Source organism: Streptomyces sp. CA-135486 (assembly GCF_050936555.1).
Lineage (GTDB): Bacteria > Actinomycetota > Actinomycetes > Streptomycetales > Streptomycetaceae > Streptomyces.
On record NZ_JBNJMM010000002.1, the window covers coordinates 3,904,015 to 3,918,997 of the forward strand.

The 14,983-nt window shown below is 67.2% G+C and carries 18 protein-coding genes and 4 pseudogenes; 14 read left to right on the forward strand and 8 right to left on the reverse strand.

Annotated features, from left to right (window positions below):
- Nucleotides 1–143: 143 nt before the first annotated feature.
- The gene (locus tag ACQEVG_RS37305; RefSeq protein ID WP_432992377.1) at nucleotides 144–893 is read left to right on the forward strand and encodes a helix-turn-helix domain-containing protein; all 750 of its coding nucleotides are present in this window, start codon (nucleotides 144–146) and stop codon (nucleotides 891–893) included.
- Nucleotides 894–930: 37 nt separating this feature from the next.
- Here the strand turns inward: ACQEVG_RS37305 and ACQEVG_RS37310 are convergent, their stop codons facing one another.
- Nucleotides 931–1,491 (reverse strand): protein-tyrosine phosphatase family protein, encoded by a 561-nt coding sequence (locus tag ACQEVG_RS37310; protein WP_432992380.1) that lies wholly within the window; start codon nucleotides 1,489–1,491, stop codon nucleotides 931–933.
- Entirely contained in the window at nucleotides 1,488–1,646 is a 159-nt protein-coding gene (locus tag ACQEVG_RS37315; RefSeq protein ID WP_432992383.1) for a hypothetical protein, read from the reverse strand. Before ACQEVG_RS37315 ends, ACQEVG_RS37310 begins: the two co-directional genes overlap by 4 nt.
- Before the next feature lie 378 nt (nucleotides 1,647–2,024).
- Here ACQEVG_RS37315 and ACQEVG_RS37320 point away from each other — a divergent pair, with 378 nt between their 5' ends.
- Nucleotides 2,025–2,336, forward strand: a complete 312-nt coding sequence (locus tag ACQEVG_RS37320) for a hypothetical protein (RefSeq protein ID WP_432992386.1) — start codon at nucleotides 2,025–2,027, stop codon at nucleotides 2,334–2,336.
- A gap of 147 nt (nucleotides 2,337–2,483) precedes the next feature.
- Here ACQEVG_RS37320 and ACQEVG_RS37325 read toward each other — a convergent pair whose 3' ends face one another.
- On the reverse strand, nucleotides 2,484–3,695 hold the full coding sequence (locus ACQEVG_RS37325; RefSeq protein ID WP_432992389.1) for an IS110 family transposase: 1,212 nt from the start codon (nucleotides 3,693–3,695) through the stop codon (nucleotides 2,484–2,486).
- 306 nt (nucleotides 3,696–4,001) lie between these two features.
- Here ACQEVG_RS37325 and ACQEVG_RS37330 point away from each other — a divergent pair, with 306 nt between their 5' ends.
- A complete protein-coding gene (locus ACQEVG_RS37330) occupies nucleotides 4,002–4,436 on the forward strand; it encodes an SMI1/KNR4 family protein (protein WP_432992392.1) in 435 nt (144 codons plus the stop codon).
- A gap of 195 nt (nucleotides 4,437–4,631) precedes the next feature.
- Here ACQEVG_RS37330 and ACQEVG_RS37335 read toward each other — a convergent pair whose 3' ends face one another.
- Nucleotides 4,632–5,099: an SMI1/KNR4 family protein gene (locus ACQEVG_RS37335; protein WP_432993183.1), complete on the reverse strand. Its 468-nt coding sequence runs from the start codon at nucleotides 5,097–5,099 to the stop codon at nucleotides 4,632–4,634.
- Nucleotides 5,100–5,300: 201 nt separating this feature from the next.
- Between ACQEVG_RS37335 and ACQEVG_RS37340 the strand changes: the two genes are divergently transcribed.
- Together ACQEVG_RS37340 and ACQEVG_RS37345 are read left to right on the forward strand one after the other, a co-directional pair.
- Nucleotides 5,301–5,633 (forward strand): hypothetical protein, encoded by a 333-nt coding sequence (locus tag ACQEVG_RS37340; protein ID WP_432992395.1) that lies wholly within the window; start codon nucleotides 5,301–5,303, stop codon nucleotides 5,631–5,633.
- Nucleotides 5,634–5,888: 255 nt separating this feature from the next.
- Nucleotides 5,889–6,212: pseudogene (locus tag ACQEVG_RS37345) on the forward strand (transposase); the annotation flags it as partial.
- A gap of 77 nt (nucleotides 6,213–6,289) precedes the next feature.
- Here the strand turns inward: ACQEVG_RS37345 and ACQEVG_RS37350 are convergent.
- The gene (locus ACQEVG_RS37350) at nucleotides 6,290–6,763 is read right to left on the reverse strand and encodes a hypothetical protein (protein ID WP_432992398.1); all 474 of its coding nucleotides are present in this window, start codon (nucleotides 6,761–6,763) and stop codon (nucleotides 6,290–6,292) included.
- Nucleotides 6,764–7,271: 508 nt separating this feature from the next.
- Here ACQEVG_RS37350 and ACQEVG_RS37355 point away from each other — a divergent pair.
- Entirely contained in the window at nucleotides 7,272–7,514 is a 243-nt protein-coding gene (locus tag ACQEVG_RS37355; RefSeq protein WP_432992401.1) for a helix-turn-helix domain-containing protein, read from the forward strand.
- Nucleotides 7,515–7,567: 53 nt separating this feature from the next.
- Here the strand turns inward: ACQEVG_RS37355 and ACQEVG_RS37360 are convergent, their stop codons facing one another.
- Nucleotides 7,568–7,996, reverse strand: a complete 429-nt coding sequence (locus ACQEVG_RS37360; protein ID WP_432992404.1) for a hypothetical protein — start codon at nucleotides 7,994–7,996, stop codon at nucleotides 7,568–7,570.
- Nucleotides 7,997–8,022: 26 nt separating this feature from the next.
- On the opposite strand from ACQEVG_RS37360, the pseudogene ACQEVG_RS37365 reads away from it, so the two are divergent.
- A pseudogene (locus ACQEVG_RS37365) lies at nucleotides 8,023–8,553 on the forward strand (ATP-binding protein); the annotation flags it as partial.
- A 109-nt stretch (nucleotides 8,554–8,662) separates the two neighbouring features.
- Nucleotides 8,663–9,043 (forward strand): hypothetical protein, encoded by a 381-nt coding sequence (locus tag ACQEVG_RS37370; protein WP_432992407.1) that lies wholly within the window; start codon nucleotides 8,663–8,665, stop codon nucleotides 9,041–9,043.
- Nucleotides 9,044–9,479: 436 nt separating this feature from the next.
- On the opposite strand, the gene ACQEVG_RS37375 is transcribed toward ACQEVG_RS37370, so the two are convergent.
- Nucleotides 9,480–10,385, reverse strand: a complete 906-nt coding sequence (locus tag ACQEVG_RS37375) for a LysR family transcriptional regulator (protein WP_432992410.1) — start codon at nucleotides 10,383–10,385, stop codon at nucleotides 9,480–9,482.
- Nucleotides 10,386–10,522: 137 nt separating this feature from the next.
- Between ACQEVG_RS37375 and ACQEVG_RS37380 the strand changes: the two genes are divergently transcribed.
- From ACQEVG_RS37380 to ACQEVG_RS37400, 5 genes and pseudogenes are all read left to right on the forward strand, one after another.
- Entirely contained in the window at nucleotides 10,523–11,341 is an 819-nt protein-coding gene (locus tag ACQEVG_RS37380; protein ID WP_432992413.1) for a 3'(2'),5'-bisphosphate nucleotidase CysQ, read from the forward strand.
- A 41-nt stretch (nucleotides 11,342–11,382) separates the two neighbouring features.
- Nucleotides 11,383–11,979 carry an NADPH-dependent F420 reductase gene (locus ACQEVG_RS37385; protein ID WP_432992416.1) on the forward strand — a complete coding sequence of 199 codons (597 nt, stop codon included), beginning with the start codon at nucleotides 11,383–11,385 and terminating at the stop codon, nucleotides 11,977–11,979.
- Nucleotides 11,980–12,021: 42 nt separating this feature from the next.
- A pseudogene (locus ACQEVG_RS37390) lies at nucleotides 12,022–12,270 on the forward strand (IS4 family transposase); the annotation flags it as partial.
- 536 nt (nucleotides 12,271–12,806) lie between these two features.
- A complete protein-coding gene (locus ACQEVG_RS37395; protein WP_432992419.1) occupies nucleotides 12,807–13,157 on the forward strand; it encodes a transglycosylase family protein in 351 nt (116 codons plus the stop codon).
- Between the two features lie 6 nt (nucleotides 13,158–13,163).
- Nucleotides 13,164–13,498, forward strand: a pseudogene (locus ACQEVG_RS37400) (transposase); the annotation flags it as partial.
- 183 nt (nucleotides 13,499–13,681) lie between these two features.
- Here ACQEVG_RS37400 and ACQEVG_RS37405 read toward each other — a convergent pair.
- Nucleotides 13,682–13,873, reverse strand: coding sequence for a hypothetical protein (locus ACQEVG_RS37405; protein ID WP_432992422.1), 192 nt, complete (start codon nucleotides 13,871–13,873; stop codon nucleotides 13,682–13,684).
- A 480-nt stretch (nucleotides 13,874–14,353) separates the two neighbouring features.
- Between ACQEVG_RS37405 and ACQEVG_RS37410 the strand changes: the two genes are divergently transcribed.
- Complete coding sequence (locus tag ACQEVG_RS37410; protein ID WP_432992425.1) at nucleotides 14,354–14,758, forward strand: hypothetical protein; 405 nt, start codon at nucleotides 14,354–14,356, stop codon at nucleotides 14,756–14,758.
- Nucleotides 14,759–14,983 lie beyond the last annotated feature (225 nt).

The following is a 14,983-nucleotide window of genomic DNA, read 5'->3' on the forward strand; positions in this document are numbered from 1 at the left end:
GCTCGTGATCCGGTTCGGGTCACCTGAAGCTCTTTGACTCGTTGGGTAGTGCGCGAACCTCTCTTCGGAACAAGCCGCGGAATTGCGGGCGTTGGCGGCAGACCGGCACGCGACGGCGGACGTGGCCCTTCGGGCCCCGCATCGTGTTGTGGGCCGGCGAGGGTCGCCGCCGTAAGGACGCCGAACTGGCCGGCGTGTCCGCGCGGACGGTGGACCGCACCAAGACCCGGTACGCCGAGCACGGCCTGGCGGGCCTGGTGGAAAAGAAGCGCGGCGGCCGGAAAGACCAGGTGCCGCCGCAGACCCGCGGCCAGGTGATCGCAATGAAGTCACGGGTGGCGGTCGAGAGTGTTCCATCGGGACGGAGCGGCCCGCCAGGGAACGGCGGATCGCTCCGGCGAGCAGCACCGTGGGCGGCCGGGTGTGCCGTGGCCAACCGCACACCCGGCCGTGAGGCCTACCCGTTCGGCCATCTGCCGACCCCGTCAACGGTGGTGGCGTCGGCGTTCAAGGCAGCGTGGACGGTCCGTCCGGGAGTCTTCCGCACGTCGACCGGGCGGACCGCTGCGGGTCGTGACCGGCCTTCTACCCGGGTCTCTCCATGCCCTCTCTTACGACGCCACGAGCCAGGTCTGGCAATGCGGCCATGGGTGGCGCCGCTAGGCGCACTGACGGGTGCGGAGGCGGAAGACTACCGGACCGGCAGGAAGCGCACGCCACTCGCCGATGTTGCCCCTGCCGGGACAGCAACGGCGTGCCACCGCGGGCCTCGGCCTCGCGGTACTCGCTGGCAGCACCGTTCAGATCATCGTGGACATCCGCCAGCAAGGTCCCGTGGCCGGGGTGTATCTCTAGGTCCCCCGGGACCTTCCGTACCCGCAGATCGTGGCTGAGTGTCGCAGCCGACCGTCCGCACAGCGCGGCAGCGTCTCAGGCCTTCTTAGCGGTAGTTGAGCCCGGCGCGGCTCTCTGGAGCTCCATTGTCCACTCGCGTTGTTCGGGGGTGTCGGGTACGGGGAGTCCCCGGGCCTGTTCGAGGCGGTTCCAGGCGGTGTCGGGATCGACGCCGTTGAAGATGAGGAGGGATGCGGCGAGGAGGGATGCGCGTCCTATGCCAAAGCGGCAGTGGGTAACGACGTGTGCGTCCTCACGCAGTCGCTCGGCGAGGCTGCGCAAGATGGGCAGGACCGTGGCGAGGTCGGGGACGGTGCGGTCGGGTATGGGGACCGCGACGAACTGCAGTCCCGCAGCGGTGGCTGCCTGGGCTTCCATGGCGAGACCGAGTTCGTCGAGTTCGGGCCGGGTGAGTGCGCAGACCAGTACGTCGACACCGGCGGCGCTCAGGGCGTTCATCTCATCCTCGAGCCAGTCCATACCCCGGGGCTTGGCCATGGTGCTCAGCCGTCCCGGGCCGGGCAGGTCGACGGTGAACAGGTGAGGTCGCATGTAGCGCTTTCGTTCGGTGGGGTCGGTGGACGAGCGGATGGTCATGGCAGAGGCCGGCAGGGCTCGGCGCGCAGTTCGCGCGGGGCGGGACTGAAGGGAGTGGCCGCGACGGCGAGACGCTCGAGAAGGGCGTCCAGGGCGCTCTGGCCGTCGTCGACGGCGGCGCGTTCGGCGTCGGTGAGCGGGATGTTCACGAGCATGCGCTGCAAGTTGGCCCTGGCTTCGATGAGTTGAGCCTTGGGCGGGTAGAAGTCGCAGCGGGCGCAGGCCATCCGGTGTTGCACTGCTCGAAGAAGGTGTAGGAGCAGAGCCCGTGTCCGAGATCGTAATACTGCCAGGGCCCGCCCCTTGCGGCGGCCTCGGAGGCGGTTCTGTCCAGCTGGAGTGCCCGCAATGCCCGGGACGGCCTTGCGGGAGTCGCCCCGCTGGGTGCGCCAGCGGGGCGGAATAGCCGCAGTGAGTCCGGTCGTTGGCCGAGGATGCGTGACAGGGGGACTGGCTCGCTGCATCGCTGCGCTTGTGAGTGCATCCCGCGGAGCTGGCGGCCGGGTGCCGAACCGACGCGGGCACGCCTGCTGGTGTTCCGGAACACCTTTCGCGACTGGTACTTCGGGGCGGACGCGGGCGGCATGTTCCTGACCAGTGCTTCGAAGGTCTGCTACCTGAATCTGCAGAACGCCCTGATCGACGTGCACTGCTTGGACGCGACCGGAACAGCTGCCGCGGAGCCGCTCGAGGAGGCCGAGTCGCGGCTGCTGCGGCATCTCGCCAGCGAACTGGGTCACCAGCTCGCCGAGGATGTGGGCGCCTCGCATCCGCCCCGGCTGCGCTGGTCCCGCGCGGACAGGACGGTGGAAGGACCGGAGCCGACGACGGTGCCGGTCCGATGACGACCGCCTTGGCCAAGTCCCGGCCGCTGCAGGTCAGACGCGGCCCGGGGGAGAGGACGCTTGGGCCAGGGCCGAGCGGAATCCCTCGAGCACCTACTGATTCCCAATGGAGTTGTCAATCTCATCCGGTGACGCACTGTGAGCGATTCATCCGAGCGCGGCAGGGCTGGCCGGAGCGGTGATCTCGAAGACTCGGCCGTCGCGTATGAGGGCCCAGAGAACGTTCAATCGACGCCGCGCGAGGGCGATGACCGCTTGCCTGTGGTTCTTGCCTTCGGCTCTCTTGCGGTCGTAGAACGCCTTCGAGGTAGGGCAACAGCGGGCAGCGACCTGCGCGGACATGTAGAAAACCCGCAGCAGGCGCCGGCAGTAGCGCCGTGGGCGGCGCATATTGCCGCTGATCCGACCAGAGTCCCTGGGAACCGGCGCCAGGCCGGCGACGCCGGCAAGGCGGTCAGGGCTGCCGAAGACACTCATGTCTCCGCCGGTATGGGCGATGAACTCCGCGGCCAGAACGGGCCCTATGCCGGGCATGCTCAGGATGACCTCGGCGTGCGGGTGCTCACGAAACCGGCCCTCGATCAGGACGTCGGTTTCGGCGATCTCCTCATCGAGGGCCATCACCTCCTTCGCGAGCTTGGCAACCATGGTGGCGGCCAGCTTCTCCCCGGCGACGGCAGTGTGCTGAGCCTCAGCGGCTTCGACGGCAGTGGCCGCGACAAGCTTGTAGTTGCGGACCTTGCGGTTCTTCCGCCACTCGGCGAGACGGTTCTTGCCGATCCGCCGGAGGGCGGCTGGGCTCTGGTAGCCGGTCAGCAGCACCAGGGATGCCTTTGAAGTGCTGTAGTCGAAGGCCCGCTCCAGAGCGGGGAAGTACTCCAGCATCTGGGCCCGCAGCCGGTTGATCGCCCGGGTGCGGTCCGCAGCCAGGTCCAGCCGGCGCGAAGTGAGGATGCGCAGGTCCACGGCGATCTCGTCGCCGCGGTGCATCTCCTGGAGGTCACGGCGCATTCGAGCTTGGTCGGCGATGACGAAGGCGTCTTTCGCGTCCGTCTTCCCGTCGCCCCGGTAGGAGCTGGAGGCATGATGGACCGCGCGGCCAGGGATGTAGATGACGTGCTGACTGTTGTCGGTCAGCAACGCGATCATCAGCGCGGCGCCACCGGCGTTGAGGTCGATCGCCCAGGTCACCGGCTCACCCTCGCTCAGTGCGAGGACATCGGCGATCAGTTTGAGCAGTGTGGTCTCGTCGTTGGCCACCCGCCGCGACAGCTTCCGCTGACCTTCGGTGTCGATCACTACGCAGTGATGCTCGGCCTTGCCCGCATCCGTACCGGCCCACAGTTCGGGCACGGCCACCTCCGAAGTCGTTCTTGTACTTGTCCCAGCAGACGACCTCGCCAGCGTGTCCTTACCAAGCGATCTTGTCGCGCGCATCCCAATCAGTGGCCGAGTCGTCGCGAGGCACCGGGCGGCCAATCAGTAGAAGCCACTCCTGCGGCATGAGCTTGACAGCCACACCCAGTGCCCCTGGGCCTCCCGATCCTACGAGTGACCGGAATCAACCCACCAACAACGTAAGGACCTTGTTCTTTAACCTGTCGGCTGTCGGCCCTGGCGTGGGGCGCCGTGCCCCGTGTTCCTTTGGCTGTCTAGGCTGCGTCCATGTGGAGAGAGGTTGCAGCCCAGGTATTCCCCGAGGCGCAGTTCAGGCCTCCCGTTGACGCCGCCGAGCTGACTGCGGCCGAGCAGCGTTTGGGCTGTGGCTTGCCGTCAGAGCTGGCCAGTCTCCTTCAGGAGACAGACGGCCTGGTCGGGTGCTGCGGAGTGGACACGGTCTGGTCCCTGGACCAGATCGTCGAGCAGAACCTTCGCTTCTGGTCAGACGCCTCGTTCGCCGGCCTGTACATGTCCTTCGAGCCGCTGTTCTTCTTCGGTGACCACGGCAATGGCGACCAGTTTGCCTTCGTCCGTGCACCTCAGCGTGCCGACATCTTCGTGTGGGACCACGAGGACGACAGCCGGCGGTGGGTCGCCCGGGATCTGCAGGACTACCTCGGTCGGTCCCTCGAAGACAGCGACGACGACTGGTACCAGTAGCCGAGCGCGCTTGGCGCGAGTTTCGGGATCTTGGTCGATCGTTGGGCGCCTGGCCACACCGATCAGGGGTGATCGGGATGAACTGCTGGAATCGCTGGGCAGGCGGCGACCGTGTCAGGAAGAAACCTGTCGTGAGGGAACCGGGTTTGCCTGATCGTCCGAAAGCTCGGGGCTCAGATGCGCGATTGCCCTCCTTCAGGACACGGGTTCAGTGTTCAGGATGCCCTCGACAGTCAGCGCACCTTCGCTGGTTGCCCTCAGCCACTCTGCCAAGTTGATGCCCTGAGGCCAGTGCTGGCCCGCATGCGTGCACCACATCGGCCCGGCGGGGTCGCGGAAGTCAACCAGGGACCAGATGGTGCAGCCCCAGTCATACACCGGTACCAGGCCGGCAGGGATCTGACCGGAGGGTTCCGGGCCGCCTTGATAGATCTCTGCCAGGTCATTCCAGTCGCCTTGGGAAGCTCCTCCGCGAACCCCCAGGATGCCCTCTGCCGGGCCGAAGCCCCCGTTCGCCACCTCCAGGTAGAGGTGCCGCAGCAATGGCGGGAGAGGGAAGCCGATGATCTTCTCGGCCTCCGTAACCGCCTCCGGTGTCGCCGGCGCAGGCAGGTTGCCCGCACCAGCGCAACCACGGACAGCCTCGACGATCGCTACATCCATCACGCTGGCAGCCTCACAGACCCCACCATGGCAGTTCACTCCGGGGTGTTGAACGGTAGGTCAGTCAGAAGTTGAGGTTAAGAGACAAGCTGAACCCGCCGGGGCCCCGGCGACGATGTGTCGTATGGTTTCCCCGCCCGCTCAGCCCCTACCCCGGCTGCCGAGCGCGGGATGAGCCCGAGCCCGGCCACTGCGGGTGAGATGAAGGCCCTCGCTTCCCTCCTGGCGGGGCGCCGACTCAGGAGGCTCGAGCCGTGGGGTCTCGCCGCGTTGCGTCTCTCGGACGCGTTCGATCTGCATGCGGGCGACCGAGTTGAGGATTCGCGGGTCGGGAGCGCGGTAGTCGTCGGTGTCGATGTTGATGTTGACGGACAGGACGACCGGCCCGGCCTGGGCGATGATGGTGGCCTGCAGGAGTTTTCCATGACGCAGCCCTGGGCGGCGAAGGCTTGGTCGGCGCCGGTCACGACGCCGCCTTGGTACTGCGTCTTTCTGAGGGCGAACCGGTCGATCGCGTCGGCGGTGCTGGTGTAGGAGCTGATGCTGAAGCCGACGGCACCGTCAAGGTCGGGCGCCTGGTAGCCGGAAGTCCCGTACGCGATAAGTCCATCGTCCTGGGCCGTGCCGTCTCGCATGCGGTGTCCTGTCGCCACCCACCTAGTCGGAACGTCCTCGGGCCCGGGCAGCGCGTCGACCTGCTTGAGCCGGGGAGAAGGCGGAGCCCCGCGTCATCCCCCCTGGCGGACGGGCCACCGGTTCGCCGAACTAACCGTGCTCAGCACGCGGCTCCAACTCAAGGCCGTGCTGGCCAACTGCCGCGAGCTGGACGCCCTCGCCAAGCACGTGCGGACCTTCGCCCACATGGTTAGGGACCTGCACGGTGACCAACTGCCGGAGTGGATCGAATCAGCCAGAACTGCTACCGACCCGCCCAGTCTCAGCCGGTTCGCCCAACACCTCGAACGCGACCTTGACGCCGTCGCCGCTGGCCTGACCCTGCCCTGGAACTCCGGTGTCGTGGAAGGCCATGTCAACCGCATCAGGATGCTCAAGCGCCAGATGTTCGGCCGCTCAGGCTTCGAACTCCTCCGTAAACGTGTCCTCTTGGCGTGACCGAGCGTCACCACACCGCACGAAGTGGACCAGAGCCCGAAGATCAATTGCAGAGCCGCGAAGCATGAGTCGGCGCGTCACTGCTCATCGAGGGATGCCTGCCGGGCAAGGAACTCCTCGAACGCCGCCTTCTGCTTCGGATCCATAAAGCCTTGGCGGACATTGCGGGCCTTCTCCTGGAGCCAGTGCGCCTCGTCGGGGTCCAGTAGCTCGGCGACTACCACGCCTTTGCGAGCAACCGCCATGCGCCCTCCTACGCGACGACGAAAGAGCGTGAACGCGCCGAATTCCGCTGGGTGGGCCAGTTCCGGCTCCTCCGCCACGGCCCGGGTCTCGTTCCCAGCGCCACTCGACGGGTAGGCGGTGGGGGCCCAATGCTCCCAGAGCGCCAGCGTGGCCGCGGGCACTAGCACCGCGCGTTCCGCCTCTTCACGCCCCTCCCACATGAACGTGACAGTGACGGGCTCGCCGACCGCCTCGGCCAACCCGAGCACCCTCTCCACCTCATCGTTGATCGGGTAACCCACCACTACATCGATCTGAATGCCCATGGCGCCTGAGGCTACTGGCCGCTTCCGACATGCCAGCCCAAAGCTCCTGCACCTCGTCGACCACGGCGCACCAGGTGGACCGTCCGAAACCGGCGATTTCACCGACCGAGCACCTGTCCGAGGCAACACTGCGACGGAGAGCAACCGCTCCACACAATGTGGGCCAGAGCCATTTCCTGAGAAGATTGGAGCTTCGGGTCAGAGTGATGCGGCCGACGAGCGTCGGCCGACTGTCGACCGCTGCAGGTCATGGCCGGTCATGAGAGATTCGACCACTCGCTGGTACGCGGGTGATCGGTGGGGCGTCAACTTGCGACTCCCGGGCGTCCGGGTAGGTCACGGCGCCGGCGGCTAGCGGGGAGGACCAGTCCTTCTCGACGGCGGCCAAGCGGTCGACTACGTCAGCATGGCTGCCGTCAGGACGGGAGCTGTCTGCATACTTCGGCGGCTAGGTCCAAAACGGACGGACGTTATTGACAGGTGGGTCTCTCGTATCTAGGAGACCTGCATGATGACCGAACGCGAGCTTTCCAGGCGTGCGAGGCACCGTCTGGCGACGCTGCGCCATGTGGAGGAGGTGAGTGGCAGTGTGGCCGCCACCTGCCGCTACTACGGCATCAGCCGCCAGTGCTACTACATATGGCTGCGGCGCTACGAGGCCGAGGGGCTTGAGAGGCTGAAGGACCGCTCGAGTGCACCGCACCACACTCCGCATGCCACCAAGGCAGACGTCGTGGAGAAGATCTTGTGATTGCGGCAGCAGTACCACTTCGGACCGGCCAAGATCGCGATGTATTTGGAGCGCTACCACGAGGTCAAGGTCAGCTCATCCGGCGTCTGGCGCATCCTGAAGAAGGTGGGTCTCAACCGGCTCCGGCCTCCCAGCGCTAGAAGCGCCGCTCCACCCGCTGGAAGCGCTACGAGAAGCAGCGCCCCGGCCACCAGCTGCAGGTCGACGTCAAGTTCATCCAGCCCCTCGGCCAGACCGGTACCGAGCACCTTGGTGAGGCCGGCACTCCGGGGACAGGTCGAGCTCGGCCTGCGAGGCGACCTTCGAGCATCGCCGACCGCACGGGCGACACCGGTGAACTCACCTTCCTCGCCCCGGCAGCGGCCGCCGCGCTGCGTCTGCTCGCCGATGCCATCCAGCGCGGCACCGACCGCGACATCGTCGTCCGGGCCCTGAAGGACGTCGGTGTTCACGAAGCGTTCGCCGACGTCCTGGATGCACATGTCGCGGTCGGCGACGTTTCGACTACGACCTTAACTCCAACGTCCTGCTCGAGACGAGCGGTGATCTGAAGTCCTCGGCCCGGGTCCGCGAGGGCCGGCCGCTGGTACTGATCGGTGACTCCGGCACCGGCAGGTCACACCTGCTCATCGGGGTGGGAACGGCGATCGCCGAGGCCGGGCTGACCGTCCGCTACACCACGACCTCGGCCCTGGTGAACGGGCTCGCCGAGGCGGATGCGGCCCGCCGGCTGTCCTCCGTGATTGCCCGCTACAGCAAAGTCGATCTTTTGTGTCTGGACGAGTTCGGCTATCTCAACCTGGACAAGAAGGGCGCCTGGCTGCTGTTCCAGATCTTGACCGAACGCGAGGAGTGCAAGGCGACCGCGGTGGCCACCAACTCGCCTTTCGCCGAGTGGGACAAGATCTTCGCCGATCCCCGGCTCTGCGCGGCCATCGCCGACCGGATCACCTTCCGCTGCAGGCTCATTCAGACCGGAACCGAGTCCTACCGCTTCCAGGCCACTCAGGACGAACGCAAGGCCCACGCGAAGCACTGAGCCGGAGTTGTTGGCAACTCACCTCTCTGGGCTGGCCTCTCAGCGAGGCGATAGCGTGCTCTCTCTTACCAGTCGTCAACCGGTCTTTGTGTCGCCAGAGGAGTCCGTCGTGCATTGGACGGGATGGGTCGTTTTGACCCTTGTTGTGATCATCGGCGGATGGATGCTGTTCGACGGTCTCCACGCTCTGGTCAGCGGAGATTTCGTCACGCCGAAGAACGGGGCACATGCGGGTCGGCTGGGGCCGTGGGCCAGCCTGCTGTCTGCAGGGGGGCTCGATCCACGTTCGATGCTGATCAAGCTTGTGTTCGTCGGCTATGCCAGTGCCTATCTCGCTGCTGGCATCACCTTCGTCGCGAGGGCGCCAGGAGCATGGTGGGCCCTGCTCATCCTCGCCATCCTCGGTCTTTGGTTTCTGCCGTTCGGCACCGTGGCCAACCTCGCGGTCATTGCGCTCCTGCTCGCGCCAGCGCTGCGGACAACGACATAGCAGGGACGGTCAGCGGGCCCAGGCGCGCAACTGGGAGGCTACCGCGCGCAGGGCGAGGGTGCCGTTTCGAAGGCTTGTAACCAGTTGGGGCATGCCCCCGGCGGGCGGTTTGACGGGCTCGCCGGATTCGCTACGAACCCGACCGCGTCGGTGACATGGTGTCGCCATCGGGCCCCGGAAGTCCGGCCTGACCGGCGGCCTGCCCACCCTCTCCCTGCTGGATGAAATCGGCCGTGGGGCATCGGTACAGCCGGCCAGCTGCTCGCCCAGATCTCCGAGGGCCGACGCCCTCCCACAGATCCGCGATTGTGAGCCGCAGGCGTCGGTCTGGCCGCCTCCACGGCAAGGACCCGCACGGACAAGCCGCTGCTGACGTTCAAGCAGATCGCCGTGGTGGTCGCGTGGACGTATGGGTGAAGCGGCCGGACGGCGCCGACTACGACGCTCCGCACATGGCCAGCGCGGTTCGCGCCAGCCCGCGCAGCCAGGCGTGGGCGTAGTCGGTGTCGTAGCGCTGATGCCACGACAGGTATATCGGTGCCGACGGCAGTTCGAGCGGGAGGGGGAGCACGACAAGGCCGAGGTCGGCGACCGCGGACCGCGTGGTGGCTTCGGGGACGCTGATCAGGAGATCGGAGCCGCGCGCGAACTCCAGCGCGGCCGCTTCCGTGGGCGCGGTCGCCACCACGCGGCGGGTGAGGCCGAGCCGCGCGAGGGCGTCGTCGAGGGCATTGCTGAGGTTTCCACGGCGCGAGACGGTGACGTGCTCAGCGGCGGCGTACCGCTTTGCGGTGACGGTCCTGACGCGGGTGAGGGGGTGCCCCTGCCTCACGACGATGACGAGGCGGGACTCGCCCACGTTCTCGGCACGGATGTCCGGTGCGCTCGGGCGGTTGGCGTTCGCCTCCAGGTCGACCTCGCCGCGCCGCAACTCGGGGGTGTCGATGCTCGATTCCGCGACGAAGCGCAATCGCACGCCCGGGGCCTGTCCGCGCACGGCCGCGAGAAGTGCGGGGCCGCTCAAGGCGACCAGGGAATCGTGCCAGCGGAGTGTGAAAGTGCGCTCCAACGTTGCCAGATCGAGTTCACGGCTCGGTGCCAGCACCCCCTGGACCTGGTGCAGCAGCTCGTGCACCTGTTCCCGGACGGCGATCGCATACGGCGTCGGGGTCATCGTGCGGCCGGTGCGCACCAGGATCTGATCCCCGGTCGTGCGCCGGATTCGGCCCAGACTCCGGCTCATCGCGGGGGCGGTGACGTGCAGGCGCGCGGCCGCCCCGGCCACACTTCCCTCCTCCAGCAGCGCGTCGAGCGCGGCGAGCAGGTTCAAATCCAATTGCATGAGAGTAATCCTAGCCGTGCTTGACATGCATTTGAAGTTAATTAAAGGGCTGTATACCTTCGAGACGAGGGCGCAAGACGGAACGCACAGCGTGGCCCGACCGGCCTCATCACCCCTCCTCACACGGGAGTACCACCATGTCCGAAACGCTTCAGACCACTGACGTTGCCGCCTCCGACGCCGAGCTGCTCGACCAGACCGCAATCGCCGTGCGCGCGGCCGGTTCGGCGTTGCGCGAGCGCTTCGGCGAGGTGGTCCGCTACCAGACCCGCGAAGAGCTGATGCGCGCGCTCGCCGCCAACGACGACACGGTCCTCGACATCCTGCGCCCCCGCCTCACGCGCCTGCGCCCGGACGCCGGCTGGGTGGAGGACGAACTGGACGGCGGGGCGCTGCCGCCCGGCGAATGGTGGGTCGTGGATCCGGCCGAAGGCAACGTCAACCACCTGCACGACCTGCCGGAGTGGGCGGTGACCGCCACCCTCGTGCGTGAGAACCACCCGGTGCTCACCGCGGTCCACCTGCCGTTGACCGGCGAGACCTACACCGCGCTCACCGGCGCGGGCGCCCACCTCGACGGCCGGTCGCTGCACGTCTCCCAGACCGCGGACCTCGGCCTGAGTATCGTGGCCACCAGCCAGGCCCGGCCGGACGAGGACGAGAAGGTCGTGCGGCGCGTCGGCTCCTCGATCACCGCGATGCTTTTCGACGCGCTCGTCGTCCGCACCGCCGTGCCCGCGACCCTGCACCTGCTGAACGTGGCCGCCGGCCGGATCGACGCCTTCTGGCAGTTCGCCGGCGCCCGCGCGGACCTGCTGCCCGGGGCGCTGCTCGTCACCGAGGCCGGCGGACAGATCTCCGACGCCGAGGGCCGCCCCTGGACCCCGCAGAGCGAGAGCTTCCTGGCCGCCGCTCCCAGCGTCCACGCCGAGGCCGTCGCCACGCTCTCACGCTGACCGCGCACCGCAACCTGCACGCACGGAAGGACCAGATCATCATGACCGCGATCGCAGTTCTCGGAAACGGCCGCGTCGGCGGCAACCTGGCCACAGCCCTCATCCGGGCAGGGCATCAGGTGACCGTGGCGGACCGCGCGCCGGGCGCCGCTGCCGCCGCTGCCCGGACAGCCCAGATCGTCTTCAACGCCACCCCGGGCGCCGGCTCGCTGGACCGGCTCGTCGCCCTGCGCGAGGAACTGCGCGACAAGATCCTTGTCGACGTCTCCAACGCCACCGTAGACGGACCGGACGGACTGCCCGCCGACCTGATCTACCCCGGCTCAAGCCTCGCCGAGCAACTCCAGGAAGCGCTCCCCGAAACTCGCGTCGTCAAGACACTCAACACCATGCTCTTCCCGGTGATGACCGCGCCAGCCACGCTCACCCAGGCGCCCGACGCCTTCCTCTCCGGCGAGGACCCGCAGGCCAAGCAGACCGTCCGTGAACTGCTCATCAACCTCGGCTGGCGCAAGGAGTGGATCACTGATCTCGGCGGGATCCAGACCGCCCGCGCCACGGAGGCCGCGATACTGTTCGTACCGCACGTGATTCGGACCAGCGGATTCGGGCCCTTCGCGATCTCGATCGCCCGCTGATCCTCACACAGTGCACCGCCCCCGGCGGGCTCACATCCAGCCCAGCGCTGGGAGATCGAGACCACGCTGGACGAGATCAAGACCCACCAGCGCGGCCCCGAAACTCCTCCTGCGTTCGAAGTACCGGTGGGGCGTGAAACAGGAGACCGGCTTCCTCCTCGTTCATCACGCCGTCCGGCAGCTGATGCACCAGGCCGCACCCGACCAGGGACTCGGCCCCGACCGCCTGTCCTTCCCCGGTCCCTGCGGATCGTGCGTCGCCAGGTCCCGGCCCAGGCGGCGTTTTCCCCCGGCAGACTCGCCCGGGCGCTGACCCGCACCAGGGCTGAGATCGCCGAACGCCTGCTGCCCACAGGACGCCGCCGGACCTGCCCCGTCGTGATCAAACGCAAGATGTCCAACTGGCCCCTCAAACGCGCCGCACACCGCAACTGGGCCTCCCTCGCACCCGACGCCGTCACCATCAACCGACAAGGCAAGACCTAGGTCACCAGCATTGGGGCTAAGCGCGCTGCGACAGGTGCGAGAAGGGGCTGCAACGGTGTCGCAGGCGGATGTCACCTAGGTGGCCTGAACTGATGAGTCCGGCAGAGGGAACGCAGTGCGCCGAAGCCGGACACGGCATAGGCGAGGGTTTCGGAACAAGAAGCGGGATGCCGGTGGTCGTGGACTGCTCGCCAGTTGAGCTGGTCGAGTGAGCGAGCGGGATAGTCCACGCCACACCGAGCTGGCGGATGCAACATTACGTGCAGAGTGCGCCGTACGACCCTACGGTCGGAGGGAAGCTGCCCGCCGCCGCCGGCAGTTTGGCGAATGGAGGAAGCCGGATGCGTATTGAAAGACCTGCGCGGAGCAGCTCTCGCACGCGAAGCCTGGTCAGCGCTGCCGTCTTGGCCCAGGCAGTCCTCATTCTTGTCACACCCCGGGCCCATGGCCTCACCCACGCTGTTCTGCGTGTCGACTGGGATGCCATCGCCCAGTGTGAGTCCAGCGGCAACTGGCATGCCAACACCGGCAACGGGCACTACGGGGGCCTGCAGTTCACCCAGTCAAGTTGGGTGGCCGCCGGAGGACGGAAGTACGCCCCTCGAGCAGACTTGGCTACGCAAGCCGAGCAGATCGCAACCGCCAAGAGGCTTGCGCGGCTGCAGGGCATGGATGCCTGGGCCTGCGCTTGAACGTCCGTGCTCACCGTAGTCAACGCGGCCGGCACCACCGGCAGCGGGTCGTCGCTGATCGACGAGATCGTCCGGGAGGGTGCTCGGCGGATGTTGACCGCCGCTTTGGAGGCTGAGGTGAACACCTATATCGCCGAGTTGGCGGACCAGCGTGACCAGCACGGCCGACGCCTGGTGGTCCGTAACGGCTACCACCAGGCACGGGAGGTCACCACTGCGGCCGGAGCAGTCGAGGCGAAGGCCCCGCGGGTGAACGACAAGCGCGTCGACGAGGCCACGGCGAGCGCTGGCGGTTCTCCTCCGCGATCCTGCGGCCGTGGTGCCGCAAGTCCCCGAAGATGGCTGCCACAGCATTCCCCAGCTCCACCGCGAACTGCGCGAGCAGGGCTTCACCGGTGACATCCAGTGCGTCCGGCGCTACTTCCGCCCGTTCAACAAGCCCCACAGCACCCTTCTCAAGGACCCGCCAGGGCCTCCTCCGACACCACGGCCGGAGCCGAAGCCCCGCCATGTCGTCCGCTGGATCATGACGAAGCCCCGAGCACCTCGCCGAGACCGACGCGGCCGAGATCAAGGAGATCCGGACCGTCTGCCCCGAACTCGACGCCGCCGCATTCCACGTCCGCGAGTTCGCCACCATGATGCGCGACCATCGCAGCGACCTGCTGCCCACCTGGATGGACCGCGTCCTCGCCGACGATCTGCCCTCCCTGCACTCCCTCGTCAGCGGCTTGCGGCGCGACATCGACGCCGTCACCGCGGCCTTTTCCACCTCCTGGAGCTCAGGCCAGGTCGAGGGCTACGTGACGCGCGTCAAGCCTCAAACGCATGGGATTTGGCCGGGCCAACATCGATGTCCTCCGCAGACGCGTACTTCACAGCCCCGTGATCTTGCCGATGTCTCAAGCTCGTCGACAGCGCCCGAACCTCCCCCGGCATAGGGCATGCGGTGACCGCCCTGTCATGCTGATCGGCCCCAGGGCGGAAGGGTCTCTGGAGGAGTATGCGGAAGAAGAGAAGACACGATGCGAATTCCATGGCGCCGACGACCGGCCGGGCGCTCTCGGCGACTGCTTGACGCTGCAGGGATCGGGCCCGGATCGACAGATGACGGGAACGACCAGGTCGTCGGTCGAGAGGTTGCCTATCGAGTCGCCCAGCGCAACTCCAGCGCGATCACTGAGGTTCTGGCGATCGTGGAGGAATTGCTCGAGGACGAGCCGAACTACGAGTTCGTCGTCTCACTGCTGGAGAACATCCAGAACCTTGTGTCGCACGGTCTCGACACGTTCTGGTCGCCCGACGAGGTGTACGCCCTGCTAGGCCCCCGCAGTGCAGCCTGCTGGGGCACCCTAACCGGCTTCTGGACCGCAGTGGCCGATTGGTGCGCCCGTACCGGCCTGCCGTTGGAGCCTGTCGAACCACTTCTCACCATCAAAAACGAGCAACTGAAGGTGCTGTTGTGGACAGGGAACCGGACCCTGTCCACTGGGGAGAAGCTCGGGCTCGCACAGGCAGTCCGTTATGAGAAGGCCAACGGAGCGTCCATACCCAGCTACAGCCACATCGCGGTTGCACTGCGCAGTACCGGACAACAATGATCCTGCTCAGCGTGCTCGATCGGCAGACTTCACAAGATCCTCGACAGAGCCGAATTTCGTGACCGCTCACACTAGGTGCTGGCGGGCCTGAACCGCCCAGGCCATATCCGGCGGTGGCGAGATCCACGGCCGTGGACCGCCCTGGCCGTGCTGTCGGACGATCCCGATCCCGGCCCCCGATCCCCGGCTCCCGCGCCGAGCCTGCGCGAGTACGACGAAATCGCG